The 26,871-nt window shown below is 36.0% G+C and carries 26 protein-coding genes; 7 read left to right on the top strand and 19 right to left on the bottom strand.

Going from position 1 to position 26,871, the window contains the following annotated elements; translation table 11 throughout:
• Positions 1-24: 24 nt before the first annotated feature.
• The 13 genes from C1T31_RS08850 to C1T31_RS08790 form a co-directional block, all read right to left on the bottom strand.
• The gene (locus tag C1T31_RS08850) at positions 25-1,293 is read right to left on the bottom strand and encodes a DUF2130 domain-containing protein (protein ID WP_103052128.1); all 1,269 of its coding nucleotides are present in this window, start codon (positions 1,291-1,293) and stop codon (positions 25-27) included.
• 28 nt (positions 1,294-1,321) lie between these two features.
• Positions 1,322-3,886: an AAA family ATPase gene (locus C1T31_RS08845; protein ID WP_103052127.1), complete on the bottom strand. Its 2,565-nt coding sequence runs from the start codon at positions 3,884-3,886 to the stop codon at positions 1,322-1,324.
• Positions 3,887-4,103: 217 nt separating this feature from the next.
• Positions 4,104-4,751, bottom strand: coding sequence for a hypothetical protein (locus tag C1T31_RS08840; protein ID WP_103052126.1), 648 nt, complete (start codon positions 4,749-4,751; stop codon positions 4,104-4,106).
• Positions 4,752-4,773: 22 nt separating this feature from the next.
• Complete coding sequence (locus tag C1T31_RS08835) at positions 4,774-6,324, bottom strand: patatin-like phospholipase domain-containing protein (protein ID WP_103052125.1); 1,551 nt, start codon at positions 6,322-6,324, stop codon at positions 4,774-4,776.
• Between the two features lie 155 nt (positions 6,325-6,479).
• Entirely contained in the window at positions 6,480-7,283 is an 804-nt protein-coding gene (locus C1T31_RS08830) for a hypothetical protein (RefSeq protein ID WP_103052124.1), read from the bottom strand.
• A 118-nt stretch (positions 7,284-7,401) separates the two neighbouring features.
• Positions 7,402-7,830 carry an organic hydroperoxide resistance protein gene (locus C1T31_RS08825; RefSeq protein ID WP_103052123.1) on the bottom strand — a complete coding sequence of 143 codons (429 nt, stop codon included), beginning with the start codon at positions 7,828-7,830 and terminating at the stop codon, positions 7,402-7,404.
• Between the two features lie 205 nt (positions 7,831-8,035).
• Complete coding sequence (locus C1T31_RS08820) at positions 8,036-8,482, bottom strand: GNAT family N-acetyltransferase (RefSeq protein ID WP_103052122.1); 447 nt, start codon at positions 8,480-8,482, stop codon at positions 8,036-8,038.
• 6 nt (positions 8,483-8,488) lie between these two features.
• Complete coding sequence (locus C1T31_RS08815) at positions 8,489-9,784, bottom strand: phosphoribosylamine--glycine ligase (protein ID WP_243398917.1); 1,296 nt, start codon at positions 9,782-9,784, stop codon at positions 8,489-8,491.
• A 309-nt stretch (positions 9,785-10,093) separates the two neighbouring features.
• Entirely contained in the window at positions 10,094-10,771 is a 678-nt protein-coding gene (locus tag C1T31_RS08810; RefSeq protein ID WP_103052121.1) for a hypothetical protein, read from the bottom strand.
• Between the two features lie 101 nt (positions 10,772-10,872).
• Positions 10,873-11,931 carry an NAD(P)-dependent alcohol dehydrogenase gene (locus C1T31_RS08805; protein WP_103052120.1) on the bottom strand — a complete coding sequence of 353 codons (1,059 nt, stop codon included), beginning with the start codon at positions 11,929-11,931 and terminating at the stop codon, positions 10,873-10,875.
• Between the two features lie 95 nt (positions 11,932-12,026).
• Positions 12,027-12,614, bottom strand: coding sequence for a DUF6134 family protein (locus C1T31_RS08800; RefSeq protein WP_103052119.1), 588 nt, complete (start codon positions 12,612-12,614; stop codon positions 12,027-12,029).
• 51 nt (positions 12,615-12,665) lie between these two features.
• On the bottom strand, positions 12,666-13,301 hold the full coding sequence (locus C1T31_RS08795; RefSeq protein ID WP_103052118.1) for a YdeI/OmpD-associated family protein: 636 nt from the start codon (positions 13,299-13,301) through the stop codon (positions 12,666-12,668).
• 29 nt (positions 13,302-13,330) lie between these two features.
• A complete protein-coding gene (locus C1T31_RS08790) occupies positions 13,331-14,194 on the bottom strand; it encodes a winged helix-turn-helix domain-containing protein (protein WP_103052117.1) in 864 nt (287 codons plus the stop codon).
• A 123-nt stretch (positions 14,195-14,317) separates the two neighbouring features.
• Here C1T31_RS08790 and C1T31_RS08785 point away from each other — a divergent pair, with 123 nt between their 5' ends.
• A complete protein-coding gene (locus C1T31_RS08785; protein WP_123912647.1) occupies positions 14,318-14,908 on the top strand; it encodes a hypothetical protein in 591 nt (196 codons plus the stop codon).
• Positions 14,909-14,928: 20 nt separating this feature from the next.
• Complete coding sequence (locus C1T31_RS08780) at positions 14,929-16,392, top strand: serine hydrolase (RefSeq protein WP_103052115.1); 1,464 nt, start codon at positions 14,929-14,931, stop codon at positions 16,390-16,392.
• A gap of 3 nt (positions 16,393-16,395) precedes the next feature.
• On the opposite strand, the gene C1T31_RS08775 is transcribed toward C1T31_RS08780, so the two are convergent.
• Positions 16,396-17,013, bottom strand: coding sequence for a dioxygenase family protein (locus C1T31_RS08775; RefSeq protein WP_103052114.1), 618 nt, complete (start codon positions 17,011-17,013; stop codon positions 16,396-16,398).
• Between the two features lie 273 nt (positions 17,014-17,286).
• Here C1T31_RS08775 and C1T31_RS08770 point away from each other — a divergent pair, with 273 nt between their 5' ends.
• Positions 17,287-18,207 (top strand): peptidoglycan DD-metalloendopeptidase family protein, encoded by a 921-nt coding sequence (locus C1T31_RS08770; protein ID WP_165780092.1) that lies wholly within the window; start codon positions 17,287-17,289, stop codon positions 18,205-18,207.
• Between the two features lies 1 nt (position 18,208).
• Here the strand turns inward: C1T31_RS08770 and arsB are convergent, their stop codons facing one another.
• From arsB to C1T31_RS08750, 4 genes are read right to left on the bottom strand one after another with little or no spacing between them, the layout of a single operon-like run.
• Complete coding sequence (gene arsB, locus C1T31_RS08765) at positions 18,209-19,234, bottom strand: ACR3 family arsenite efflux transporter (protein ID WP_103052113.1); 1,026 nt, start codon at positions 19,232-19,234, stop codon at positions 18,209-18,211.
• A 1-nt stretch (position 19,235) separates the two neighbouring features.
• Positions 19,236-19,853: an arsenate-mycothiol transferase ArsC gene (locus C1T31_RS08760; protein WP_103052112.1), complete on the bottom strand. Its 618-nt coding sequence runs from the start codon at positions 19,851-19,853 to the stop codon at positions 19,236-19,238.
• 17 nt (positions 19,854-19,870) lie between these two features.
• The gene (locus C1T31_RS08755; protein WP_103052111.1) at positions 19,871-20,338 is read right to left on the bottom strand and encodes a DUF6428 family protein; all 468 of its coding nucleotides are present in this window, start codon (positions 20,336-20,338) and stop codon (positions 19,871-19,873) included.
• Positions 20,339-20,387: 49 nt separating this feature from the next.
• Entirely contained in the window at positions 20,388-20,723 is a 336-nt protein-coding gene (locus C1T31_RS08750; RefSeq protein WP_103052110.1) for an ArsR/SmtB family transcription factor, read from the bottom strand.
• A 135-nt stretch (positions 20,724-20,858) separates the two neighbouring features.
• Between C1T31_RS08750 and C1T31_RS08745 the strand changes: the two genes are divergently transcribed.
• From C1T31_RS08745 to C1T31_RS08730, 4 genes are read left to right on the top strand one after another with little or no spacing between them, the layout of a single operon-like run.
• Entirely contained in the window at positions 20,859-21,530 is a 672-nt protein-coding gene (locus tag C1T31_RS08745; protein ID WP_103052109.1) for a TetR/AcrR family transcriptional regulator, read from the top strand.
• Positions 21,531-21,535: 5 nt separating this feature from the next.
• Positions 21,536-23,203 carry a peptidase domain-containing ABC transporter gene (locus tag C1T31_RS08740; RefSeq protein WP_103052108.1) on the top strand — a complete coding sequence of 556 codons (1,668 nt, stop codon included), beginning with the start codon at positions 21,536-21,538 and terminating at the stop codon, positions 23,201-23,203.
• 2 nt (positions 23,204-23,205) lie between these two features.
• The gene (locus C1T31_RS08735; protein ID WP_103052107.1) at positions 23,206-24,558 is read left to right on the top strand and encodes an HlyD family secretion protein; all 1,353 of its coding nucleotides are present in this window, start codon (positions 23,206-23,208) and stop codon (positions 24,556-24,558) included.
• Positions 24,533-25,960, top strand: coding sequence for a TolC family protein (locus tag C1T31_RS08730; RefSeq protein WP_243398916.1), 1,428 nt, complete (start codon positions 24,533-24,535; stop codon positions 25,958-25,960). The genes C1T31_RS08735 and C1T31_RS08730 overlap by 26 nt, the downstream gene beginning before the upstream one ends.
• On the opposite strand, the gene C1T31_RS08725 is transcribed toward C1T31_RS08730, so the two are convergent.
• Complete coding sequence (locus tag C1T31_RS08725) at positions 25,932-26,867, bottom strand: EamA family transporter (protein ID WP_103052207.1); 936 nt, start codon at positions 26,865-26,867, stop codon at positions 25,932-25,934. The two genes, C1T31_RS08730 and C1T31_RS08725, sit on opposite strands and share 29 nt — an antisense overlap.
• Positions 26,868-26,871 lie beyond the last annotated feature (4 nt).

Below are 26,871 nucleotides of genomic sequence, written 5' to 3'. Positions count from 1 at the left end.
AATGTTTTAGCGATTTCTATTACGCTACAAATCTAATTCTAACTCATCACCGATTCCAGGCAACTCTAATGCTTTTACTGATTGTATAGCATTTCCAGCTATTCCTTTTATTGAACCATACATATCAATTGTGTTTGTTACAACCTTTTCAATTTGCTTTTCTCTTTGTTTCCAAATTCTTTGCATTGAACGTTTTTCACTATCTAAATCTGATTTCATTTGAGTAAACCCTTCAACAATAGCTTCTATTTGCATTCTGAATGTACTACTAGTTAGATAGTCATAAAGTAAATCCATTTTATCTCCTTTATTTTCTTGAGTTATAACAGCATTGTTTACCTGTATAATACCTTCTCTTAAAACTACACATAGTCCTTTAAATTCTTCATAATTGCATATCCAAATACCATCTTTTAATCCCATTCTATCCATATCAGATGGCATTACTTCTGTTACCAAAACACCTATATTTGCTCCTCTATCTCTTATATCTGCTTTAAATTTTTCAATCCAACTGGGTTGAAAATCTTTTGTTCTTTTACTTTCGTAGTAAATTGATCCACAGTTTTGTTCAGTTCTTGTGTGCACAATTTGGATACAATCTCCTCCTCTAGCACCTTTTTTTATTTCTTCAATAGTGTCTATGGGAAACTTTGATGCTAACCACTCCTCTATTGCTAGTTCTTGAACTTCTCCTTGAAGTTGCATAGAACCTTGCTCCTGCTTACGTTTCATCTCTTCAGTAAGCTTTTTCTGGTCTTCCAGTTGCTTTTGCATTTCTTTGAAACGTAATTCATTCTTTTCTTCTTCAGATTTTTTAATCTTCTCCTTTTCAGCAATTAGTATTTCATTTAGCTTCTTTTGTGCTTCTGCTTCAGCGGCTTCTTTTAGTTCATTTTTTTCACGCTTTAACTTTTCAATCTCTGCTTTAGAACGATTCAATTCTTTTACTTGATCTGACTTTTCATTCAATTCTTTTTGTAAGGCATCAAATTGTTCAGATTGTTCTTCTTTTAATTTAAGTTTTAGTTTTAATTCTATTTCTTTCTTTTCTTCTTTTAACTGATTTTCTAATCGTTCTTGAAATAGCTCATTTTCTTGTTTTTTCTTTTTTTCAAACTCAAGTTTATCTTCATTTAACTTTTTTTGTTCTGCTTCATATTTCTTTTTTTCTTCAGCAATTTGAGATTGATATTTTTGTTTTATTTCTTCCTCTAATTGATGAGCCAAAATATCCTGAACATCAATTGAAGTTCCACAATTAGGACATTTTATTTGAGTTTCATTTTTCATTATTAATATAATTATTAATTAGTTTCTTTTATTTGAAATCATTTTCTATAACCTTAAATCGTTCGTAATCGGCTATTAAATCATTCATTGTTGGTGGCGCGTGATGTTCTTCTGGATGACTATGGGCTCTTATAAATCCACTCGCACGCGAAAACATTCCGTCAATTTCAGCTTTATGCTTTTCTATCATATCGCCTTTTACTGCTGGAAATTTTGTCATCATAATGTTATTTCTATATCTCCCAACTATTTCTTGAAAAATTGAATTCGAGACTAATAGTTCTAATCCTGTTCGCAAATAGTCATAGCCTTCAGCTGCTACATCGTTTTCATTACGACCATCTAATCCATTATTACATATAGAATTAAGTTTACTGGTATATGCTCTCAATTTATTTATTGGTGTACCATCAGACAAAATACCAGTATTGACACCATTAGTATTTACTTTGTAAAACTTAAAATTAGTGTTGCTTTTATATAAAACGTGTCCTTCTAAAGAAAAAAACGCATTGTAAAAAAGTACATTATGAGTAAATACAATAACTTGTCTTTCTTTAGACAAATCAACTAATCTCTTTGCCACATCCTGCATAATATTGTGGTCTAAAGAATTTACTGGGTCGTCAAAAACAACGGGAGCTACTGTTGTGTCAAGTTGTAACTCGGTTAAAAATTCACAAAGAGCTATAGTTTTTTGTTCTCCTTCACTTAACACTTTATTAATGTCATATTGTCCAATATTTTGTCTTATTCTTGAACTTCCTTGTTGAGAAAAAAAACCAATACTCACACCGAGATGTTGCTTTCTAAATGCCGTCAATTCAGCTGCAAACTTATCTTGAAAGTCTTGTGCCACAAGTTCTTCACGAGCTTGAGTTGTTTTTGCACTTAATGAAGCTGTATTAAATTGAATTTTATTGTCATCCAGTAATTTTTTAGCAAATAAATTTGATATACAAGTAATTACTTCCTTTTTATGTGCGAACAAGAGTTTTCTATCCTTTAATTCAGCTATTTCTTTTTTCAGCTTTGACTCAAACGTCTCTAAATTTGTTAATGCTTTAATCAATAATGTTTTGGAAGAGATAAACTCTGTTTGTTTATTCTCTAAAAATTTAATTGTCGAAACGTAGTTTATTTCAAAATCAATATCTGTATTAACTGTGTTATTGACTATATGACCTTTATACAATTTAACTTTTGAATTAAGTTCGACAATTTCTTTAGGTTGTATAATTGAATTATCTTCTTTTAAACCAAAAGCCGGTTGGTGAAACACAATTGTATCAGCCAATAAATTAACTCTTTCAACGATAATATTCTTAAGTTTTTCAAATTTAGCAATTTCGTCTTCTGTAGTGTCATTCAATATTTTACTGTAGCTTTCAACCAAGTTTCTTGCTTTTTCATCTTTCAAATCCTGTTTGCAATAAACACATGTATCATCTTCATTATTGGGATAATTTTCTTTAGCAATTAGTTTAATATATGAATCAGCAGACTTCAAAAACTCTTTAAACTCTATAGTGTTAAATTGCTGCAAACCATTTACTTCTGCCAACTCTGCAATACCTTTCTGGGTTTTAGCTCTTAATACTTTTAATGCAGCATTATAATTAATTATATTATCCCAATCATTTTTAGTTAGGTTGGATTGTGTGTATTTTACAAGTGTAATTATTCTTGATAATTCAGACAGAATAAGGTCGATATTCTTTATTTGAGCTTCAAGTGTTGATTTATTAAGCCTTTTTAGCTCTTCTTCTTTATTCATTAGATTAACCTGATTCTCATCAGTAAACAAAGAAAGTTCCTCAAGTTTTTGCTTATCAGAATTATGGGCTAAAGAGTCAATATACGTTTTCTGCGGACTTCCTTCATGAAGCTGATCAACCCAAGGCAGACTTATTGGATATATAGTATACTGTTGTGTATGCATTGTACTTAATGCTCCTAACTCATTTGTTATTAAAGAAAAAAGATAAAATCCTTTTGGAGTAACTAATAATTCACGAGTATTTGATAGTGATATATTCACACAATCACTATTGAAAACCGAAACGGCATTTAAATCTGATGAAAGAATTTCACCTTTCCAATAAATGCTGTATGGTTTTCCATCTGATGTAAATTCTATTTTTGCTTGTTGTCCAACTTGTGTTTCATGAACATTAGAAAGAATGTCAATATTACTATCAAAACTATAGCCTTGAGCCTTTAGAACACGGCTGTAGCCTGTTTTTCCAACACCATTATTTCCATATATTACAGTTATATTCGGGCTAAAATCCATTACTTGGTCTTCAGCCAACATATTAACCCCTTTAATTTCAGATAATTTTGTAAGTGAAACTTCCTTGGTTGGTGGTGTAAAAGTGGGTTTGTTTATGTTTATCGATGGTAATGGAGGGTCAAATTGAAACCCTATTCCCTGTATATAGTAATTAAAAATTTCTTGTTTTTCAGATTGTACCAAAGGAGCCTGTGTTGTTGTTATTTTTTGCACTAGGAGTTTTGCCCAAATGCCTTTAGATTCAGCCCATTCCCATAAGTAGTCTATTAATTCTCTCTGTGTGTTTGCCTTTGACATATTTTTAAAAATTCAATGATTTAATAAATGATTCTAAAAAGAATCACATAAATGGATAGTTCAAAAAAAAATCTTTGATTAAATTATTTTAGGGAGACAATAAATATACTAAATTTTGTAGGAAAGTATGTGAGGGAAAACCGTAAAGTAATCAAAGTTTTTAACATTATAATGATCATTCTTCAAACATAATGTGCCTACCTACATGTAACATGCTTCACTTGAAATGAAAAAAATCCCAGCTCACTAAAAGTTTATTTCTATTTTTTACATTTTCAATCTTATCTATCAATCGAAATCTGTGACCTGCCCCAACAAGAAAAACTCCAACTTTAGGTTTATTTATTTTAAAGTAGTTATGAACAAGATTAATCCATTGGTTTTCTCGTTTATCATTCCATTTTAACCAATCGCTATAAAAATTTGATAACTCTTGATTATTTACTGTTTCAATGAAATACCGCTCCATATCATTTTTATCTCTGAATATTTTGTCGCTGTCGACACTATTTAAAAATTTGAACCCTTTTAAATATGTCTCATTTAAACTCATATTATGCGCATTAATGTATACTTTCATTTTTCGTTTGAATAATGAAAACATTGCCTCAAGGCGTTGGTCGAATGGATCTTCATTCACGTCAACAGGAACAACATTAATAGATTCTTCATTAATTAATCTTTTAATAGCCTCCATTTCAGTTGAACTAACATCAGTTCTTTTTAAAAACTGAGGTAGCTTTTCAGGTGAAACCTCGCAAAAAACGACTTCAGGTTTTATTTCCTGAATAATATTATATAATTCTTCGGATGTACATGCTCCTCCTTCAGAATGAGCAGACCCTAAAACAATTAAAGTACTCATACATACATTAACTCGATTTCACTTAATCAGGTACTAGACCAAATGACTTTTTTAATTCTAACCCTTGCAAATATCCCAGTCCTATGAAGGCAGCCAATTGATCTCGGTAAAAACTTTGGTCTGCTGTGGTAGTATGTGGAAAAGTATAGCCTAGTCGTTTCCATTTCTTTTTATTGTTTAAAAAAGTGGCATAGGTCTCTATCCAAAAGAGAGCTAGGTTATTTAAATTAATGGATTTCGTTTCCTGCCATGCGCTACAATCATGATTTGTTTTACAATTACCATTTGGTTTATATTGTTTACAGGTGGTGTTTTTAAATAGGTTGTTTAATTCTCTTCCATCTTCAATCATATGTAAGTTTCGCCGTTGTGCTAACATGTTTTGTGGCATACTCATTTTAATGTAATAGATATTGATTTCTAGACCATCCTGTTGTTCTGTTGACATAGGTATTTTACTAATTGTGCCATAATGTACTGCTGTTTTAAGAATGCTAGTAGAATCTACCTCACGTTGCATGAGATAGTCATCAATGGTTTTAATATTCAGGTTTAGGTTTAACTCATTTTGCAATTTGGTTTTTAAGATTTTGTACCCATCGAAACTGTAGTTGTCGTTATGTTCGGCATCTATTATTACAATATTTTTAACACGACGACGAATGAGGGCTATGGCTGCCAAGTTCTCAGAATGACCTCCATCTGATAAAGCGAGATAGTCTAAAGTTATGGCATTGCCTAAATATGGTACTTTGTGCAAGAGCTTAAACTTAAGTGCTGCGGCGGAAATAGTTGTGGCTTCACTCCAGTAAATAGGATTATTCGCATTATAAGAGTAAAAGCCCAATTCAGGATTGCCATAGAATGCTGGCGTAAACTCTACCAAACTACTTGCCCAATCTGATTCTTTTGTACTGGTAAGTGTTGTGTTGATTATGAAATAGGGAGCTTCTCCCCTTTTGATTTCTTGGTTAAGGTCTGTTATTTTTAAAGTGCTAGGTGCTTCGTTGCCATAAGAACGTTGAATTTGATTTTTATAAATATTGAAGGCCCCTTTGGGAGGGCTTACAATAGCTTGAACATATTTCCAGTTATTGACAAAATTTGCCAAGCCTTGTTGCTTACAGACATTTTGAAGGAAATAATCATCACTAAATGTAAAATAGCCAAAGGGTTTAACGGAATCTGAATTATGCATATAAAAGTTGGTGTATAGTGCATATGACTGATAGCCGCCACCCGATACACTGGATATTATTTGCATTTTTTGCAACCACCCCATATCATAGAGTGCTTTAAGTGCACCAAAGTTATAGGTTGCCGAACGGACACCTCCACCAGACATGGCCAGACCCCACTCTAGATTATCGCTGTTTTTGATAAATGGTTTTTCGGCATTGTAGACTTCTAGTCTTTTGGCATTTTCTTGGGCTACTTGTTTGGCTTCCTCTGGATTGTCACCTTGATAACCCTGTATAGTATTTTGACTTGGTAAATCTACTTTTTTGTAAACGGTACATGAACTTAGTGCTAATAGGAAACCTACTAGAAATAAGGATTTGATGTTTGACATGTATTATTAGGTTGATTAGTAGCTACAAGCTAAAACATTCTTTGCTAATAACAAATACGTACATGTACGTATTTTTAGATGTTGAAACTCCCGACGCTTCAGTAGAGACTATACAGGATATGAAGGCCTGATGGGCTCTATCCAAAACGTGACTGCTATTCCAACGTATTAATCGTGTTTTCTATTTTTAGATGTAGTTGTTCCAGTTCATTATCATAATACGTCGTGTTTTCTTCAATAGCTTTTCTAAAGAGCTTAAAGGTTTCGACACGTAGTTCGGCATATTCCAATAGCACTGTGTTTTGCTTTACGAGTTCTGGTGGTAAATCTTCTAGGGTGTTTACTTTTTTTATAATAGCCACATTCTCTATCCACTTGGGAATAGCATTGGAGTCCAATTCATATAATAATTCATTGACACTAGCCGTTTCTAAACGATCATAAAACCCTAAAGTATTGTTTTCGTTCTCGAAATATGGTTCCATTTGTGTATCATATTCCTCGTAAACAGCATCATTACCCAATAAAAAAATACCAGCAAGCAGAATAGCAAAGGTAATTATTAGGGATATGAGCCCAATACCGGCGGCACGCCACCCAGAGTAAAATGGCTTATTGGCAGCTTTATGGTTCTTGAGCAGGTCGCCCATTTGCCATTCCACTATTCCCAATCCGATGACTGTATATAAGCTGGGAATTATGACATTAGGTATCTTATCCAAAATGGTTTCTGGAACAAAAAACACCATTGAAAACACCGCTATAGCTACCAAAATAGCCATCAATAAGGCATTGCGCCCTTGAACTGGTTTATTAATGGCTCTAAAGTTTTCGCTAATCATAAAGCCACCTGCCAATGGCCCTCCTAAAAAAGTGGCACCTCCTATGGCACGGATTGAATAGAGTTTAATGTCTTCTGATAGGTTTTCGGTTTCAGGTAGAATAGCGTTATCTGTCATGCTTAATTATTTGGTTTGCTAGTGTGACAAATATAGCCTTTTGAAACTTTTGAGAATAAAAAAAGGTGCCTAAACCTAAAATTTAGACACCATATTATCTTCAAAAAGCTATAAAGCCTTACTCGTCCAATAACAAGTTTAAGGTCACCGTAATATTATCACGGGTTGCTTTACTAAAGGGGCAGATTTCATGGGCTTTTTCAACCAGATCCTCACCGGTTTCCAAATCCACACCTGGGATATAGCAGTCCAGCGTGGCTTCCAGGCAAAAGCCATCCTCGTCCTTACAGAATCCAATAATAGCTGTTACACTTAAAGACTCCTCATCAATATCCAGACCTTGCTGTTGGGCAATAGCTTGTATGGCTCCTCCAAAACAGGCGCCATAAGCTGCACCAAACAATTGTTCCGGGTTGGCACCATTACCGCCATCACCACCCATAGATTTAGGCACAGACAAGCTAAAGTCAATCGGACTGTTTTCAGATTTTACGTGGCCTTTACGCCCACCAACCGCTTCGGTGGTAGCTTCATATAATGTTTTCATGTTTTTTTATTTATGGTTATAAGCTAAAGATAATAAGCTCTGGTTTGTTAGTAAAGGGATTTGTCTTAAAGTTGTCTTAAATTGCTTTATTACTGTTCCTAAGAATGGACAATAATCTTGTCATCCTGCGCTTGACGCAGGATCCATCAGATACTACCTTACATAGATTCCGCATCAAGTGCGGAATGACAAGGTATCTTTGATTTCAGATTCTTGATACAAAGAGGTTCTCTTCCACCCCATCATAACGCAGAGTTTTAACCCACTGAAAACCAGCCTTCTCATAAAAGTACTGTAACTGGGGTTCTTCGGTAGTGAGCCAGTAGCCTTGCTGCGTATCTAATGCCAACAGGTTTTTAAGCCACAGGGTACCATAGTTATTATGGCGTTTTTCCAAAGGCACCCACACATAGCCTATGTAGGCATAATGTTGAGAAAACCAATACTGGGCTTCAGTTTTATAGGCTTCCATTTCGGGAATGATTTCCGAAAACACGATACCACCAGCCAGTATATCCTCTTCAGACGCTAACACATAAATAGTAGATCTTTCCTGTATTTGTGGCCATTGTGGGAGTATGTTGTCTTGCCAATCTAAAGGTAATAATTCAAAGAACCGTTTGGCATCTGTAAGCCGTTTAAATGTTATCATGGTTCGTTACAGCAGTCCCCAGGACCATAATTTATCAGAATCTTCCAGCCAACGATCGCCAATATCGGTACGGTAGTAGCTGTTATTCACAATAACGTTTTGCACACGATTGTACATGTTGCGTTGGGCATCTTTCATGGTCAGTCCCGTGCCACTCACCAACAGGGCAATACCCGTATCTCCCGTGATGAGCCACTCGTTATTGATGTTTTTGAGATGCATGGGATGGATGCCTTCTTTGTTGTTCTTTTTAAAAATAACCACGGCATCTTTAGAGAACAATTTAAAGGTTTTCTTGTCCTCATACGGAAATGGTGGCACCACAATAAACACACCCACTTGAAAGCCTTTTTTTACCTTGATGTCAAAGTGTTGCCCGGAAGCCAGCTTGTAGAAGAAATCGCCCATAGGCTCCGTAATACCTGCCCGCTGAATCATAATTTGTGGGTATCCGAATCGGGAGGTGAACTCTAGCGGATAAATACCATTACCATTCACAATACAGTTGATATCGATATGCCCAATAAAGTTGGCTTTAGCCAATGAGGCTTCAAACTTCTTAAGTGTGGCGTCAAACAAAGGCGAATCGTGGGTCCAGAACATGCTAGTTCCCATTTCACCCGTAGAAACCCCTAATTCCTTTGGGAATAACTTTTTATGTTCGAAGGTGATGTTGACGGGTTTGATAAACTGTTTGCCATTAAAGAAAGCCGCAATGGATATTTCTACCCCTTTGACCTTTTTCTGTAACTGAAAGTCCCCAAAATCATTTCCCCATGATTTTTCATAGGCCTTGAGCACGCGAATGACATCCAAGCCTTCATCATCACTGCCTACAAATAGCAATTGTTTAAACTCCTGGGTTTCCCCAGAGGGTTTAATAACATAGGCGTCCGGATGCTTTTCAATAAACCGAATAGCTTCTTGAAAGTTTGCAAACTCATAGGATGGCAATACCTTTATTTTGTGAAGCTTGAGCTGTTGATGGCCAAAGTTGCGGTCCATTTCTAGCAAGTCGGTGTACTTCGATCCACCGATAACCCGTTTGCCTTGGTTGCGTAGTTGTTCACATATCTCACCATATCCCGTATAGTCGAAAATAATGAGGTCGGCCCAATCGGTATGCTTTTGCCAATCGGTTACTTTGGTACAAAAGCCAAAGCCAATTTCCTTGCAGCCTTTTTCTTCAATATACATTTTAAGGCTATGCCCTTCTGCCTGCATAGCGTTTGCGATATCTAATGTTTCGCCATATTTGGAAACCAAAAGGATTTTTAGTTTTCCGGGTGCTGTTTTTTTCAATTTGAAACAGATGTTATCATCACTAATATTTAAAAAGGTATCGGTAGCCCAAAGGTTTTATATTGTAGTTAAAATTAAAACGTATATACGGTTATCATTCCCTTATGGACTAGGTCCTTATATGATTTATTTTCTATATCAAAAGTATATAAAAAACCCATTCAAAAAACACCGTTATATAAATATTTTAATGTCCCTTAAGTCTTGCTGCTGGTAGGTTTCCAGTACAAAAAATGGTGCTCAAACACATTGCTTGAACACCATTTCAGACTAACTTACTAACTATTTCTTTTTCAATGGTCGTATATTCTAAAACGTCCTTACAATCACCACCGCATTAGAGGCAAAACAAGTGCCTAAAAAGCAATCGCCATTAAAGGTGTTGGGGTTAAAAGTCATGACATACGGCTGATACCCCTCTTTAGTTGATGTCCAGTAGAACTGGGCTTCATCAAAATTACCCATGCCACGCATGTGTACATTATCAAAAATAGCCTCCATAGCACCTTTGCTAGGTACAAACCAATCATCATAACCGGCATATTCTAAATCCCAGACAATCTTAAAGGCATAGTCATCACTGCCAAACTCCAATCCGTTGGGTACACCGCTGTTATCGGCTAGGTTGCCATCTACAATCTGTTGGGTATTGTCACGCCCGGCTCCTATTTCGGCACTGTTGGTTAAATCGAAATGATCGCCCCAAGAGGTTTGCCCTATGGAGGAATAATCGGTGGCCACCATGAGTTTACCATCGGCTTCATCCACATGGAAAATATAACCACCACCATACTCAATACCGTATAAGGCTTCTACGCCTAGTTCGGCCGTAATATCCAATACCGCTACCCCATTGTCTAGATTCTCTACAATAGTGAGATCAGGATTGTAACGGGTTTGGTCTACAGGTGGGTTTTGAATGATGTTGTCATCGGATGAGCAGTTGAACAATGCTACTGCCCCAAGCATTAAAAGTAACTTTTTCATGTTGTCTATTTATTGGTTGTATAGTTATATAACAACCAATACCTAAAAACTCCTGAAAAGTTTTTAACTTTTTTATGCTTTTTTTTCCAAATGACTATGCGCTAACCCTTTAGCGACTTCATATCAATTACAAACCTGTACTTGACATCACTTTTAAGCATGCGCTCATAGGCGTTGTTGATATCCTGCATATTGATAACCTCAATATCAGACACAATATTATGCTTACCACAGAAGTCTAACAATTCTTGGGTTTCAGCAATACCACCAATGAGAGAACCTGCTACAGATTTACGGCCCATAATCATGGGTACGGTAACCACAGGTGGCTCTAAAGGTCCTAAATAGCCTAATACTACCAAGGTTCCATTGGTATTCAAGGTTGCAATGTATGGATTAAAATCATGTGCATAGGGCACCGTATCTAAAATGACATCAAAGCGTCCTGCGGCAGCTTCCATGGCAGATTCATCTGTTGAGATAATCACCTCATTAGCACCTAGTTGTTTGGCGTCATCTATTTTATTGGTAGAACGTGAAAACAAGGTTACATGAGCACCTAAAGCTGATGCCAATTTGATAGCCATGTGGCCCAAACCACCAAGACCCACTACAGCCACTTTGCTGTCCTTACCCACATTCCTGTAACGCAAGGGTGACCATGTGGTGATACCAGCACAGAGTACGGGTGCAATACCCGCTTTATCTAAATTTTCAGGGACGCGAAGGACAAATTCCTCATCAACCACAATGGTTTCGGAATAGCCTCCATGGGTGTTAGTGTCCAAATGTTTGTCGTAACCACCGTAGGTGCCTACCCAGCCACCAGTACAGTATTGTTCTAAATCGGCTTCGCAGTTACTACAGGTACGACAGGAATCTACCAGACAGCCCACAGCTACCAAGTCGCCTACTTTGTATTTGGATACCTCACCACCTACTTGGGTCACACGACCCACGATTTCGTGGCCAGGTACTACTGGATATTCGGTCATGCCCCAATCGTTTCGGGCGAAGTGTAAATCGGAGTGACATACACCACAGTATAGGATATCAATTTCAACGTCTTTTGGTAAAACCGTACGACGGTCTATGTGTAATTGTTTTAAATCGGCTTCGGGAGACTCCGTTCCGTAAGCCTTGACACTTTTAGTATTCATTAGGATTAATCGTTTTTGGTTGCACAGCTGGTTCCATTTTGAAACCTAGAATCCTAAAGGTACAGAAAAAAATGATGATTTATGTTATGAAACTGTTAGTCTTTTTTGACTATGGAAAACTTAATGATACCCGCATTGACATCCGATTTATAAAGTTCCCCATTTCTATAGAAATAGGTATTCTTTTTGCCGCTGGGTGCTGTTTTAAGATAGGTGTGATCGGCTAGTTCCCGTAATTCATGGTATTCGCCGTGTTCTTCAGCATAAATACGGGTGACACCTATAGGCTCATCAAACAACAACTGGATGATGCTATGGGTAATAGAGCCTTTAATGGTTTTGACTAACTCACCTTCGGAATAAAATTCATAACCACTACCCTTTTTTACAGTATTGACTTTGGTTTTATCGTTTCCACGCACTGTGATATGGGCTTTGGCTTCTTGGAGTTCACCTTTTACAAAGGTGACGTCATAGTCATAGGTTACTTCAATATTAACCATGAGCTGATAGGCAATTTCTGTGTGACTGGTATACACCACCTGATCTCCCGTAACCGTTTTGGTGGCATGCAGTGTGCCCAAATGGCGACTGTCGTGCAACACCTCAAAATTACGGGTTGTGGTCTGGCTGTTCGCAATCCATACGCTTGAAACTAGCAGCAAGCACAGTAAGGTTTTCATCTGTTTTTGTTTCGAATCATAAATATAAGAAAGTCCTGTAAATAGGTGGACTCAATTCAAAAACTTATGGGAACCATCGCAATTAGGCATTTTCTTGGAATGCCCGCAAACACAATCATGAATGCCTTTGCCCTTTAAAATACGGTCGCGATACTTATTAATTCGTGTTGTACGGGTTTTGGATTGTTTGGGCGCTGTAAAGTTAAGTACATAGCCTCTTTGTCGACCCGGTGTTAAGGCCAAGAAGGCTTCTTTAAAATCTGAATCTGAATCAAAAACAGCTTCCAGCTCGTCTGGGATTTCCACAGATTCTGATGCCGCAGGAATGCTCATTCCCTTGTTTTCCAATTCTATTGCCTGAAAAATATAGTCTTTAAGCGCAGGAGTTTGTTTCTTGATATCTGTAACTTTAGTAAATGCGGCTATGCGACCGCTACGGGTATTTTCACCCGGTTTGGTTAAGATATTATGAACATCATCAATCAATGCCCCTTTGAGAAAGCTCATAAAAGCATGGGCTTTGAATGCACCCAACAATAGCACGTTTTTGCCATTATGCATATAGCAAGGTTGTTTCCATTTAATAGTTTCAGAAAGTTCGCAGTCTAATGCTATTTGGCGCAACAAACGGAGCTCGTCTTGCCAATGCTCTTGTTGATTTATGTAATCGTCAACGCGTGGATCCATTAGGTGGTTTTTAGGTAAATATAAACAAATTACTGGTTGACTTCCAGCTTATAGCCTACACCATGTACATTGGTTAACTTAATAGACTTATCGCTCTTAAGTTTCTTACGGAGTTTGGAAATATAGGTATCTAAACTGCGTCCCACAAACACACCATTATCTTCCCAAACCGTTTTGGTGAGCTCATCGCGTTTAATGATTTGATTGGGACGCTCAACAAACAATGCTAATATTTCACATTCCTTTTTGGATAGGTTGATTTCAGTGGCTTGCTTGACCAGTTTGTTCTGCTCTGGATAAAAATAAAAGCTTCCAAGTTCCAAGTGTTCACCTGTGGACTGCCCTTTTATAGTGGTTGTTTTGTTATTGAAGAAGCCGAATGCTATCAATATAAAACCCAATACCAACAATAAGTACCATAAATAGCTGTTACTTTCAGCCATTTGTGCAGCTGTAAAAAGCACTGTAATGGTATAGCAATTGCTGGGTAAGTCGCGACCACGACAAGGAATCACATCAGTATCAACGCTTTTCTTCATATCAAAGCTATAAGCCACTTCATTATCGATACATTGCAACACCTCGGTAAGATACTCATTGGGGAGTTCCGTTTTTTTTAAACTGTTATCCAATATGCTAACGAGGCTGTCGGGCTCTATTTTAAGGGGTCTTTCAAAAGACAATTCATATTTTAAAGGTTCCAATTCCTTTATTGGAAGAATTCGCGAGGTAGAATCTTGATTGGCCAACAGCAATTGATTGCCAGCATCACGCAACGCTATTTTAACCTTTTCAGGAAAATTATCGGTATGAGATTCGGGACGCAGTAAATTAATCACTGAAATGATAGCCAAAAGCAATCCAACAGTACTATAAATAACTTTTTTATTCATAACAGGTGTAAATTACACACATTTTTAGGACTTTTTGAAACTGTTTGCACTTCTTTTACATTTTTTTGACACTTTAAACACTTGATAGACCTAGTTTTATGATGAATTAAAAAAACGAACATTATGACTAGATTTATTTTAACCTTTTGCCTACTCACCATGTTGAGTTGCCAAAACCAGCCGATGACTTCACAGGATTTGGCTTTAGCTATGACTGAAACCAAGAGTGAAACAGTACTTACCTGCAAAAAAGGACCTCTTGAATACTCTTTGTTTGATCAACCCGATTTAAACCGGGAACTTTTTGCTGTAGCGTTTCGTGCCGAAGCACAAAGTCATTCCCTTTACAATTTAATTGTGGATATGCGTTTGAAAGATGGTGGGCATTTTGTATCACCCAATGCTACCGGTTATTTCTCTGGTAAATTTACCATGGTAATAGATGATACGGATGCCTTTGAAGTTATTGGCAAACTCATTGAAAATCCCTTAACCAAAGAAGAACTAGATTTGCATCCTTTTATTAATGGTCCTGTAAACTGGGTTCGTGAGAATACCACCTACACGCAACAAATTCAATTGAATACCGAAAACTCATTTGAAGTTCATGGTTATATTCAATTCACTATTGAACCAGCCTGTACCCTCGAAAAGATTCCTTTTATAATCAAGCAGAATGATGGTGTTCTCAAATTTGAATTCTTTGGTTGTTAAGCTGAAATAATTACTTACTTATGATTAAAAAACAATTCATGATGCTCATAGCGATTGGTTTGATTGCTATGAGCTTATCATGCGGTCAGGAACCATCTTCAATTTCAGTATCCGATACAAAAGCCCATAAGATTGATTCGTTAGTTGGTTTATATGCTGATTATGATGGCTTTAATGGCTCGGTATTGGTAGCCCATGAAGGAACGGTTGTTTTTAAAAAGGGTTATGGTTTGGCCAACCGTTCTTGGGAAATTCCGAATACACCAGAAACCAAATTTCAAATTGCTTCTCTATCCAAGCCGTTTACGGCTACTTTGATCATGCAATTGGTGGCTGAAAGTAAACTGGATTTACATGAACCCATTTCTACTTATTTACCAGATTTTGACAATCAATATGCAGAATTTATTACCACACATCACCTTCTAACCCATTCTGCTGGTTTATCACGTGATTTTAATAATACTAGCCAAAGTAACCGACCGAAAGATATCATTCGTGATATTGCTGCTATGCCCATGGACTTCCAACCTGGCGACAAGTTTGAATACAGCAATGCTGGCTACGATATTTTGGGTTACCTAGTCGAAACTGTAACGGGATTAACCTATGAGGAAGCCTTACAAGAACGGATATTTGATCCAGCTGGAATGGAAAGCTCGGGTTACTTTAGGAATAGACCTATTATTAAAAATATGGCTTCAGGTTACTATAAAGGCTTTGGAGATTATTTTAATATTGAGCTTTCCAACAAATCAACAGCCTATGCCTCTGGTGGTTTATATGCCACAGTGGAAGATTTATTTCTATTTAATCAGTCGTTGCATGATGGAACTTTACTGTCCGAAGAACAATTAAAGGTTATGTTTGACAAGCAGATACCAGACTCGGGATATGGCGGTTATTATGGATATGGTTGGGAGCTTTTGGAAAAACCTATAGGCAATATGGGAAAACTAATAGAAACCGTTGGACATAGTGGTGCTATTGATGGATTTTGCTCGTTATATACGTATATTCCCTCAAGTGATACAACCATTATTTTTTTGAACAATACACGGCGTGCTTTTTTGAACAGTATGACAACAGCCATTGCAGGCATCTTGTATGATGAGCCTTATGACTTTCCTAAAATGCCTTTAGCCAAGTTTCTAACGGAAACCATCGACCAAAATGGAATTGAAGCGGGCATTTCATTTTTTAAAATGAATCGAGATAATACCGATTATTATTTGAGTGAACAAGAACTGATTGTTGCAGGCTATCGGTATTTAGAAGAAGGTCAAGCCCGTATTGCAGCCAACGTATTTGAATTGAGTATTGACGCTTTTCCTGATAAGGATAATCCTTATGACAGCTATGCCGAAGCGCTTATGGCGTTAGGAAGAAATCAAGAGGCCATAGAAAACTATAAAAAGTCTTTGGAACTTAATCCGAATAATCGCAACGCTGTTGAAATGCTTAAAAAACTGGAGAAACTATAAAAATTATTGGTTATCAGCTTTCAAGATGATGTCATGGTTAGCCACGTGCAAATCACCTTTTTTAGGTGTTGACAGGATGTTATTGATTCCCTTTTTTGCAAGACGTTTACGGCAGATTTTCGATAAAAATGGATCGTCTTCAAACAGGAATCCATTTAAAGCATAATCCACTTTACCAGCTTCTTTAACTTCTACATGAATATGGCGCTTTTCTTTACTATGAGGATATGAGCCAGGGAAAAATGTATAAAAAGTATATTGACCATCAGCATCCGTTTTTATCCAACCTCTGTGATTGACATAACGCTTATGATTATCCGTTTTCATATCGTAGTAACCATTGGCATCTTGGTGCCAGATATACAGAATGACATCTTTGGCTGGTGTGACACCATCACTTTGGTAAACAGTACCCGTAATTTTTAATTTGGATTCTTGACTTTCGAAATCTGGAATCGTATCCGTATTACTTAACATTTCAGCATCGTAGTCATAGATTGGGTTTCTTGTTAGGTAATCAAATGGAACTTCTTCTAAAACATTGGCAGAATCTTGGGCATTAAGCGTATGAAAAGCTAGAGAAACAAGCATGCATACTAGGAGGCGAATAAGATTTTTCATGGTACAGTAGGTTTTTAATTCATGTAAAACTATGTCATCCAACTTGTTATGTGATAAAAAACCTTATGAACACTAAATATTTTCGTTAAATAGAAAATAGAAGTTAAAATCATCGATAAAATGCGTGTTGACAAAAGATTGTTAAAATTTTAAAAAACCATAAACTCTAACAGTATTTTAACACACTTTATCGAATTTTTTATTATTTTCGTCGACTAAAAATTAAAGCAACCAAGAATCATCAATCAATTAAATTAAAAGGATTAATAGCAAATGAAATCATTATTTAGCCTACTGTTCGCAGGTTTTGTGCTATCTGGATTTGCCCAAAGTAGCCCAGAACTGAAGCAAGCTCATAAAATATTGGACCTGTTTGAAGATATGGATTATGAGCCCATGGATGTAAAAGTTGATTATAATCAGCATGCTGCTACCTATGATATTACAGCAGAAAACTGGGATACAGAACATGTTAAGATTGACTATGATAGCCCCGTTGACTTTCCACTTCAACTGACATTTCAAGATTCGGTTTACTTTTCACCAATAGGAAGAGACAAAGTCATTACTTCTCGTTTTGGTTGGCGTTGGGGTCGTGCTCACAGAGGCATTGACATTGATTTAATTACGGGAGATAGTTTATATGCCATGTTTGATGGTATTGTACGTTTTGCAAATTATTCTTCAGGACACGGTCGTACCGTGGTTGTGAGACATTATAATGGTCTAGAAACTCTTTATGCCCATTTATCCAGTTATGGTGTTAAAGCCAATGATACCGTTAAAGCGGGTGATTTTTTAGGAAAAGGAGGTCGTTCAGGGAACGCGCGTGGTAGCCATTTGCATTTAGAAATGACCTATCAAGGTGTTCATATCAATCCCGAATATCTTTTGAAGTTCGATGAAAATAATGACGTTAATGCTTCCGAATTGTGGGTCACTAAAAAATGGACCCGACCAGAATTACATAGCAGCAAGCGAAGAAGTAAATTGGATTTGCTAACGACTGAAGAGGAATTGGAAGCTTATCTGGAAAGACCAACAGAGGTATACGTTGTGCGCAAAGGTGATACACTGTCCAGGATTTCTGCTCGAAATAATGTGAGTATTACGGCCTTGTGCCAAACCAATCATATTCGTAAAAACTCGACGCTTCGCATCGGGCAAAAACTTGTCATTGAAAAAACGTTATAGATTAATAATATTTTTTTCGAAACCAAAAAGCTACTCTAACCAGAAGTATTAGAGCAGGCACTTCAACCAAAGGGCCAATAACTCCAGTGAACGCCTGGCCAGAGTTCAGTCCGAACACAGCAATGGCAACCGCAATAGCCAATTCAAAATTGTTGCCTGCTGCTGTAAAAGCGACAGCTGTGGTCTTGTCATATTCCCCTCCTAGTGCTTTCGTAAAAAAGAAACCTATAATGAACATGACCGTAAAGTAAATCAACAACGGTATGGCAATTAATAACACGTCCATAGGGATATTTACAATAAGTTCACCTTTTAAGGAGAACATAATGACAATGGTAAATAACAAAGCTACTAATGTTAATGGTGAAATGGTAGGTATAAACGTATTATTATACCAATGTTCACCTTTTAAACTTAACAATATAATACGACTCATAATTCCCAATAAAAAAGGAATGCCTAGGTAAATAGCCACACTTTCAGCAATAGTTTCAATAGAAATATCGACAATGGCACCTTCATAACCGAAAAGTGGTGGTAATTTGGTAATGAATAGCCATGCGTAAAAGCTATAGGCAAATACTTGAAAAATACTATTGAGCGCTACTAATCCTGCACCATATTCACTGCTTCCCTCCGCCAGATCATTCCATACCAAAACCATAGCGATGCATCTTGCCAAGCCTATTAAGATTAAGCCCACCATATATTCGGGGTAATCACTTAAAAAAATGAGGGCTAATACAAACATGAGAATTGGTCCAATGATCCAATTGAGTATTAAAGAAATGGATAATATTTTTACATTTTTAAATACTTTGGGCAACAGACTGTAATCAACTTTTGCCAATGGTGGATACATCATAACAATCAACCCGATAGCAATAGGAATATTGGTAGACCCTGAAGCCATCGTATTTATAATGTTTGGTAATGCTGGAATGAAATAACCTAAACCTACACCTAGTATCATAGCCAAGAAAATCCAAAGGGTCAGGTTTCGATTTAAAAAACTTAATTTCTTCATATTACGATACCTGTTTAATTTGTGAGAACATATATTTGAGTTCCGTTGCTATTTGCAGACTCCGTTCCTTATATTTTGAAGCTTGTTGTGGTGTATTGTCAAATACTTTAGGATCTTCAAAAGTTATAGGGATACGTTTTTCTGCTCCTGGTACAAACGGACAGGCCTCATTGGCTGAATCGCAAGTCATAATGGCTGCAAATTCAGATTTTGGATTAAAAGCATCATCTAATTTTTTAGAAAATCCAATAATTGGATGTTCGTTGTCAGAGTATTTGATGCTGTAAACAGGATTATCGTCTTTTGAAATGGTCTTTATTTGAAACCCTGAATTTATCAATGTTTCTGCAACCATTGGAAAAAGAGCTGTTTCCTCTGTTCCTCCTGAATAACAAAACACGTTTTTAATATTGAAGTAATTTGCCATAGTTTGCGCCCAAACTTGTGACAAATGGCTTCTTCTGGAATTATGCGTACAAATAAAGTTTAGGCGTATCTCTTGATTTGCATTTACTTTTGATTGAATAAAATCAATTAAAGGTTTTAAAACCAACTGACGTTCTTTTGAAATAGATTTAGTATCTAAATGCCCTATGGTATCTAACAATGTTGTGTACATGATAATTTTATATGGATTTAACAGCAATTCCCATCAGGCGAGCAGCAAGGCTCATTTTGCAGTTCAGACAATCTTACTTTTGGTTTACTTTTTGGTATTCCACAATTATCCTTTGCTAAACAATCCGTGTGTTTTGAAGTCAAAAGGAAATTGATGCCATCAAATTCTAGAGCAAATTTTTGAATAGTCTCACCTTGGTACTCCACTTCAATGTCAGAATCATTTAGCCCTAAGGTTTTTTCTGATAAATTAATAATGTGTACAAGCTTTTCAGGGTGCAAACGATGGTTATAATCATTGGCATTCCAGAGTTGGAAGTTAATGACCTCCTCTTCCCTAACGGTGCCACCACAGTCTATAAAATGCTTATTGATTTTACCTATTTCTGTTACATGAAAGTGACTGGGCACCAAAGACCCATTGGGTAGTTTAAACGAAATGGTTTCTAATTGTCCCAAATGCTTTTTTATTTCTGATAGTTTCATAATTTCAATAGTTTAATTGTAATATAACGATGAATACATTTAAATTTTTTTAGCAACAAGATGTGTTGGCATTACAGTTGTCCATATCCAAAAAACTCCCCAATACCTCTTTGATAGTTTGCCATTTAGTTTGATCTATACAATAACACACGCTGGTTCCCTCAACTGTTCCTTTAATGATACCCAATTGCTTTAACTCTTTTAAATGTTGCGAGATAGTTGGTTGCGCCAAACCAATTTCATTGACCAAATCGCCACACACACAGGCATTGATTTTAAATAAGTACTGGATTATAGCCACTCGAGCTGGATGCCCAAATGCTTTGGCCAGTAAAGCAATTTCATTTTGAGTTTCTGTGAATATTTCAGATTTCGTAATACCCATGCTGTATTTATATATTGCAATATTACGATTAATATAGTTTCCTAACTAATGATTTGTATTATTTTTTATTAAATAAAAGTTAATATTTCTTTTTTAATAGTAATACTATTATATTTGCAATTAAAATTAAAATATATGGATAGGCTGTTTTCAAATATTAAAATTGTAGTTCCAGAAAAAATATATCTGAAAGACCCGGAAACCTCTGAATTGGGTAAACGGATCATTAAGCATAGTATTCTATTGATTGATGAGATTGGATTTGATGATTTCACCTTTAAAAAATTAGGCAGTCAAATTAAATCTAATGAAAGTTCTATATACCGATACTTTGAGAGTAAGCATAAACTCCTACTCTATTTATCATCATGGTATTGGGCGTGGTTGGAATATCAATTGGTTTTTGAAACCCATAGTATTTCTGATCCAAAAGAAAAACTTCAAAAAGCCATAGAAGTACTGACGCGCAGCGTAACAGAAGACACCACATATACCCATATTAATGAGATTGTGCTGCACCGCATAATCATTAATGAAAACTCAAAGTCATTTTTGACCAAACAAGTGGATCAAGAAAATAAAGAAGGTTATTTTGTAGCTTACAAGCGCATCATATCTAGATTAAATGATATTATATTGGCTATCAACCCGCATTATAAATACCCGTTAAGTCTAGCCAGTAATATCACGGAAGGTGCTCTTTATCAACATTTTTTAAAGGATCATTTTTCATCATTGACCAATATTAGTAAAACGAGTTCACCTTCTAAATTCTTTATTGAATTAACCCTTAATGCCATAAAATAAATACTATGAAAAATAAAAACTTAACCCCTTGGAACCGTTTTTTGGGACTTCTGCAATTAGACCGGAAAGATATTTTTCAAATATTTTACTATGCTATCTTTTCTGGTATTGTAGGACTGTCATTGCCATTGGGTATTCAGGCTATCATTAATTTAATTCAAGGTGCCCAAGTCTCCACATCCTGGATTGTTTTGGTTATTTTGGTGACTCTAGGCGTTGTGTTTTCTGGAGCTTTACAATTGATGCAACTACGCATTATTGAGACCATTCAACAGCGCATATTTACTAGAGCTTCCTTTGAGTTTAGTTATCGGTTTCCTAAAATTAGAATGACCGAATTACGTGATTATTATCCGCCAGAATTAGCCAATAGGTTTTTTGACACGCTTACTATTCAAAAAAGTTTGTCTAAGATTCTAATTGATGTGCCAGCCGCTTTATTGCAAATTTTATTTGCCTTAATATTGCTGTCATTCTATCATCCGTTTTTTATTGTATTCGGACTCTTTCTGTTACTATTAGTCTATATCGTATTTAAGTTTACCGCCAAAAAGGGCTTGGAAACCAGTTTGGAGGAGTCTAAACACAAGTATATGGTTGCCCACTGGATTCAAGAAGTCGCCAGAGCTGTGGTGAGTTTTAAACTTTCTGGAAACACGAGCTTGGCAGTTACCAAAAACGACACCTATGTATCCGATTACCTAAAAGCCAGGGAAAGTCACTTTAGGGTTTTAGTTACCCAATTCATTCAAATGGTTAGTTTTAAAGTTATTGTTACTGCAGGGCTTTTAACTATAGGTGGTGCCCTGGTGCTTAACCAAGAAATGAATATCGGACAGTTTGTGGCTGCGGAAATCATTATTCTCTTGGTTATTGCTTCGGTTGAAAAACTTATTTTAGGATTGGAATCTTTTTATGACGCCTTGACCTCTTTGGAAAAATTAGGGCAAGTGGTAGATAAAACATTGGAATCCCAAGAAGGTGAAAAGCCTCTGTTGGAAGATGATTTAACTATTGAAATTGATCAGGTTAGCTATAGTGTTAAAAACAGAGAACAACCCATTTTAAATGATATTAATATCACTATTAAGCCCAAGAGCAGAATTTTGGTTCGCGGTGAAAGTAGTTCAGGCAAATCGACCCTACTTCGCTTAATATCAGGTATTATCAAACCAACGACTGGAAAAGTTATTGTTAATAACCAATCTTTAAAAAGTATTAATCTAAATCATTATCGGTCGCATTTAGGGATGTCACTTTCAGAGGAAACCCCTTTTATTGGAACCATACGTGAAAACATCACTTTTGGCAATCCAAACATTTCTGATAAAACTATTTATTGGGCATTGGACCAAGTCGGGTTATCGAACTTTATAAAGGAGCAGGATCACGGTTTACAAACCATTTTACATCCTGAAGGCAGACAAATGTCTTATACAACCTCAAAAAAAATCATTTTAGCCAGAGCCATTGTCAACAAACCCAAAGTGCTCATCCTAGAAGATCCATTAGATCAATTCAGTCAAACCGAAACGACCAAGATCATTAATTTTTTGACAGCTGCAGAAAATCCTTGGTCATTGATTGTTGTTAGTAGAAATGACGAGTGGAAAAAATGCTGTAATCAGATTATTGAGTTAGAAAACGGAAATATTAAAAGTAACACCAAGTAGTCATGTTAAATATATCCAAGAACGAATTAAATAAAAAAATACCATTAACTGATTTTCAATCAGGTAAAATGGTATTGGATAAAAACTATTTTAAAATTTTAAATCGGTTTTTAATCGTCTTTTCAATCATTCTAATCGTCATATTGTTCTTACCATGGACTCAAAATATTACCGGTCAAGGACTAGTGACGACCTTAAAACCTAATCACAGACCACAAACCATCCAATCGCAAATTCCTGGCCGAATTGAAGAATGGTTTGTACAAGAAGGTGACTATGTCAAAAAAGGTGATACTATATTAAGAATTTCTGAAGTCAAAAGTGAATACTTTGATGAGCGTTTGGTGGAGCGTACGGGTGATCAAATTAGCGCCAAAGCTTCATCGGTTACTGCATATGAAGGCAAAGTTGAAGCCTTAAACAGACAGATAGTAGCCTTACAACAAGAACGCCAGTTAAAACTAAAACAAGCCGAAAACAAATTGTTACAAGCCAAGCTTAAGGTTAAAAGTGATAGCATAGATTTTAAGGCTGCTAATACCAATTTAGAAATTGCTGAAAGGCAATATAATCGTACACTTACTTTACAGGAAGAAGGTTTAAAGGCCGTAAAGGATGTTGAAGAAAAACGCTTGAAACTGCAAGAAAATCAGGCTAAATTGATTTCGCAGGAAAATAAATTATTGGCAAGCATCAATGACGTTTTTAATGCAGAAATGGAAATAACGCGCACCAATGCTGAATATTCCGATAAAATATCGAAGGCTGAAAGTGATAAGTTTACGGCGCAATCCAATCAGTTTGATGCTAAAGCACAAGTCACCAAATTGGAAAATAACTACACTAATTATAAAAAGCGAAATGATTTGCTTTATGTAACGGCCCCACAAAATGGTTTTATCAATAAGGCCTTGAGAGGTGGAATTGGTGTGACGTTTAAAGAAGGTGAAGAATTGGTTGGTATTATGCCTGCTGAATTTGAACTGGCGGTTGAAACCTATGTTAGACCCATTGATTTACCGCTACTCCATATTGGGGAAAAAGTAAGGGTTCAATTTGATGGTTGGCCTGCCATTGTCTTTAGTGGTTGGCCCAATGCCTCTTATGGAACTTATGGTGCCAAAATTGTGGCTATTGAAAACTTTATTAGTGCCAATGGTAAATATCGCGTGTTATTAGCACCAGATGAAACCGATTATAAATGGCCAAAAGGTATACGAGTAGGCTCTGGAGCCAGAACCATTGCCTTATTAAATGATGTGCCTATTTGGTATGAAATATGGAGACAATTAAATAGTTTTCCAGCTGAATATTATACACCACAAAAAAATGGATCAGAAGATAAAAGCAAATAAAACCATGAAATATTTTGTATTGGTCATGTTCATTTCCTGTTGTAGTATGTTAAATGCACAGCAGACAACAGATAGCATCATGACATTATCTGAATATTTGGGATTTGTAAAATCCTTTCACCCTATAGTTAAGCAGGCCAATTTAATTGTAGATGAAGGTGAGCTCAAGCTGCTTAAATCACGTGGCGCCTTTGACCCAAAATTGGAAGTGGATTATGATCGAAAAAAATTCAAAAACACAGAATATTACGATAAATTGAACGCCACTTTTAAAATACCCACATGGTATGGTGTTGAGTTTAAAGGTAATTTTGAAGAAAACGAAGGCGTTTACCTCAATCCAGAAGCTACGATTCCTGAAGAGGGTTTATACAGTGTTGGTGTATCTATTGATATTGCTAGAGGTTTGATTATGAATGAGCGTATGTCCATGTTAAAACAGGCCAAGTTGTTTACTCAACAAGCTGCCATGGACCGACAATTATTGGTAAACGACATTTTATATCAAGCTTCGGTTACCTATTTTAACTGGCTACGAGCTTACAACCAAAAACAAGTTTATCAGGATTTTGTTGAGAATGCCAATCTGCGATTTGAAGGTGTTAAAAAAAGCTATCAAGTTGGCGAGCGTGCGGCTATTGACACCACAGAGGCCAGAATTGCTTTAAATGACAGACGCTTGAACTATGAAAAATCGCGAATTACTTATATTAAAGCCAGTTTAGAGCTCTCCAACTATTTATGGTTGGAAAACAATATACCTATTGAACTTCAGGATAATATTATTCCAGATACCAATACATTATTGAATATTGATGCTGTTTTTAGCACATCAGAATTTGATCTAGCCAGTTTTGACATCGCAACACATCCAAAAATGCTGTCATTGGAATATAAATATGAAGGCTTGAATATTAATAGACGTTTGGCTGCCAATAATTTATTACCAAAAATAAATCTGGAGTATAATTTTTTATCTCAAACTCCTGAAGTCATAAATTCATTCAACACCAGTAATTATAAAAGTGGGGTGAATGTGAGTTTGCCATTGTTTTTAAGGAAAGAACGTGCCGATTTGAAATTAGCCAAACTTAAAATGTTGGATACGGAATTTGAAATTGAAGCGACTAAAGTCACGCTTAAGAATAAAATTTCTGCCATTAATCAAGAGTTAAGTTCGTTTACTGTCCAAAATGAATACAATACCAGTATTGTAAGTGATTATGAAACCTTACTGTCTGCTGAAGAGCGCAAGTTCTTCATTGGTGAGAGTTCTATATTTTTGGTTAACAGTCGCGAATCCAAACTTATTGATGCCAAATTAAAAGCTATAGATTTAGAGTATAAGTTTTTTGAAACCAAGGCTAAACTGTTTAATATTTTGGCCGTTTTACCAATTTAATCTTTTTAGGAATCGTTGCTTTTCTAGAATTAATAAAGTACACGCCGAGTAACAGTACAATTGCAGCAACAATGGATTGCAGTGTAATCGTTTCATTCAAAAAGTACCATCCGAGAATCAGCGCAATAACTGGATTGACATATGCTGAAGTTGACACTTTTTCAGTAGAAACCACTTTTAGTAAATAATTAAAAGCCGTAAAAGCAACGATACTTCCAAAAATAACCAAAAGAACCATAGCCGTTTGAACTTTATAACTCCAAAATTCTGGCGTTGTCCATGTTTCATTGAGCCCAAAACTTAAGATAAAGAGCATCAAACCACCAAAAATCATTTGGTAAGCGGTACTGACAAAAAAATTGGACGGCAAATCAGCTTTCGAAACAAAAATACTACCATAGCTCCAACTTAATACTGCCGATAAAATCATCAACATGCCAATGATGCTATGACTATTTAAATCTAATCCGTCTTGATGAACTAGTAAAAACATACCCAATATTCCTAAAAAGACGCCTAGAATGGATTTAACTGCCATTTTAACCCCATACAGTATGCGCATTAATAAAATAACGAACAAGGGTTGTGTAGCTGCTTCTAATGCTGCAAACCCACTATCTACATACTTGAGAGCCCAAACAAAAATTCCATTTCCATAAGTCAGAAATAAAAACCCAGCAATCGCTGAATTGAGCATTTGTTTTTTGCTGATTTTAAGATTGAGTTTCAGAATTAGGGCAATAATAATTACGAGTAAACCAGCACTAATGAATCGATATGCTGCCAATAACAATGGGGCAATTTCAGATACAGCAATTTTATTCAATAAATAGGTAGAACCCCATATAACATAAATAGCAAAGAAGGACAGAATGATGAGTAGTTTATATCTTGGAATTTGTTTCATGCTT

This window comes from Hanstruepera neustonica (assembly GCF_002895005.1).
In the GTDB taxonomy this organism is placed as follows: Bacteria; Bacteroidota; Bacteroidia; order Flavobacteriales; family Flavobacteriaceae; genus Hanstruepera; species Hanstruepera neustonica.
Note: the sequence above shows the minus strand (reverse complement) of the source record. Positions and strands in the feature narration are given on the sequence as shown.

Bases quoted from the DNA above. Each gene is read 5' to 3' on its own strand.
- C1T31_RS08735 (WP_103052107.1), top strand. From the start codon at position 23,206: ATGTTAAATATATCCAAGAACGAATTAAATAAAAAAATACCATTAACT.
- C1T31_RS08790 (WP_103052117.1), bottom strand. From the start codon at position 14,194: ATGAATAAAAAAGTTATTTATAGTACTGTTGGATTGCTTTTGGCTATC.
- C1T31_RS08740 (WP_103052108.1), top strand. From the start codon at position 21,536: ATGAAAAATAAAAACTTAACCCCTTGGAACCGTTTTTTGGGACTTCTG.
- C1T31_RS08750 (WP_103052110.1), bottom strand. From the start codon at position 20,723: ATGGGTATTACGAAATCTGAAATATTCACAGAAACTCAAAATGAAATT.
- C1T31_RS08775 (WP_103052114.1), bottom strand. From the start codon at position 17,013: ATGAAAAATCTTATTCGCCTCCTAGTATGCATGCTTGTTTCTCTAGCT.
- C1T31_RS08830 (WP_103052124.1), bottom strand. From the start codon at position 7,283: ATGACAGATAACGCTATTCTACCTGAAACCGAAAACCTATCAGAAGAC.
- C1T31_RS08730 (WP_243398916.1), top strand. From the start codon at position 24,533: ATGGATCAGAAGATAAAAGCAAATAAAACCATGAAATATTTTGTATTG.
- C1T31_RS08825 (WP_103052123.1), bottom strand. From the start codon at position 7,830: ATGAAAACATTATATGAAGCTACCACCGAAGCGGTTGGTGGGCGTAAA.
- C1T31_RS08820 (WP_103052122.1), bottom strand. From the start codon at position 8,482: ATGATAACATTTAAACGGCTTACAGATGCCAAACGGTTCTTTGAATTA.
- C1T31_RS08845 (WP_103052127.1), bottom strand. From the start codon at position 3,886: ATGTCAAAGGCAAACACACAGAGAGAATTAATAGACTACTTATGGGAA.
- C1T31_RS08760 (WP_103052112.1), bottom strand. From the start codon at position 19,853: ATGTACACAACATTGTTAGATACCATAGGGCATTTAGATACTAAATCT.
- C1T31_RS08805 (WP_103052120.1), bottom strand. From the start codon at position 11,931: ATGAATACTAAAAGTGTCAAGGCTTACGGAACGGAGTCTCCCGAAGCC.
- C1T31_RS08795 (WP_103052118.1), bottom strand. From the start codon at position 13,301: ATGGATCCACGCGTTGACGATTACATAAATCAACAAGAGCATTGGCAA.
- C1T31_RS08770 (WP_165780092.1), top strand. From the start codon at position 17,287: ATGAAATCATTATTTAGCCTACTGTTCGCAGGTTTTGTGCTATCTGGA.
- C1T31_RS08800 (WP_103052119.1), bottom strand. From the start codon at position 12,614: ATGAAAACCTTACTGTGCTTGCTGCTAGTTTCAAGCGTATGGATTGCG.
- C1T31_RS08810 (WP_103052121.1), bottom strand. From the start codon at position 10,771: ATGAAAAAGTTACTTTTAATGCTTGGGGCAGTAGCATTGTTCAACTGC.
- C1T31_RS08850 (WP_103052128.1), bottom strand. From the start codon at position 1,293: ATGAAAAATGAAACTCAAATAAAATGTCCTAATTGTGGAACTTCAATT.
- C1T31_RS08755 (WP_103052111.1), bottom strand. From the start codon at position 20,338: ATGAAACTATCAGAAATAAAAAAGCATTTGGGACAATTAGAAACCATT.
- C1T31_RS08835 (WP_103052125.1), bottom strand. From the start codon at position 6,324: ATGTCAAACATCAAATCCTTATTTCTAGTAGGTTTCCTATTAGCACTA.
- C1T31_RS08785 (WP_123912647.1), top strand. From the start codon at position 14,318: ATGACTAGATTTATTTTAACCTTTTGCCTACTCACCATGTTGAGTTGC.
- arsB (WP_103052113.1), bottom strand. From the start codon at position 19,234: ATGAAGAAATTAAGTTTTTTAAATCGAAACCTGACCCTTTGGATTTTC.
- C1T31_RS08725 (WP_103052207.1), bottom strand. From the start codon at position 26,867: ATGAAACAAATTCCAAGATATAAACTACTCATCATTCTGTCCTTCTTT.
- C1T31_RS08780 (WP_103052115.1), top strand. From the start codon at position 14,929: ATGATTAAAAAACAATTCATGATGCTCATAGCGATTGGTTTGATTGCT.
- C1T31_RS08745 (WP_103052109.1), top strand. From the start codon at position 20,859: ATGGATAGGCTGTTTTCAAATATTAAAATTGTAGTTCCAGAAAAAATA.
- C1T31_RS08840 (WP_103052126.1), bottom strand. From the start codon at position 4,751: ATGAGTACTTTAATTGTTTTAGGGTCTGCTCATTCTGAAGGAGGAGCA.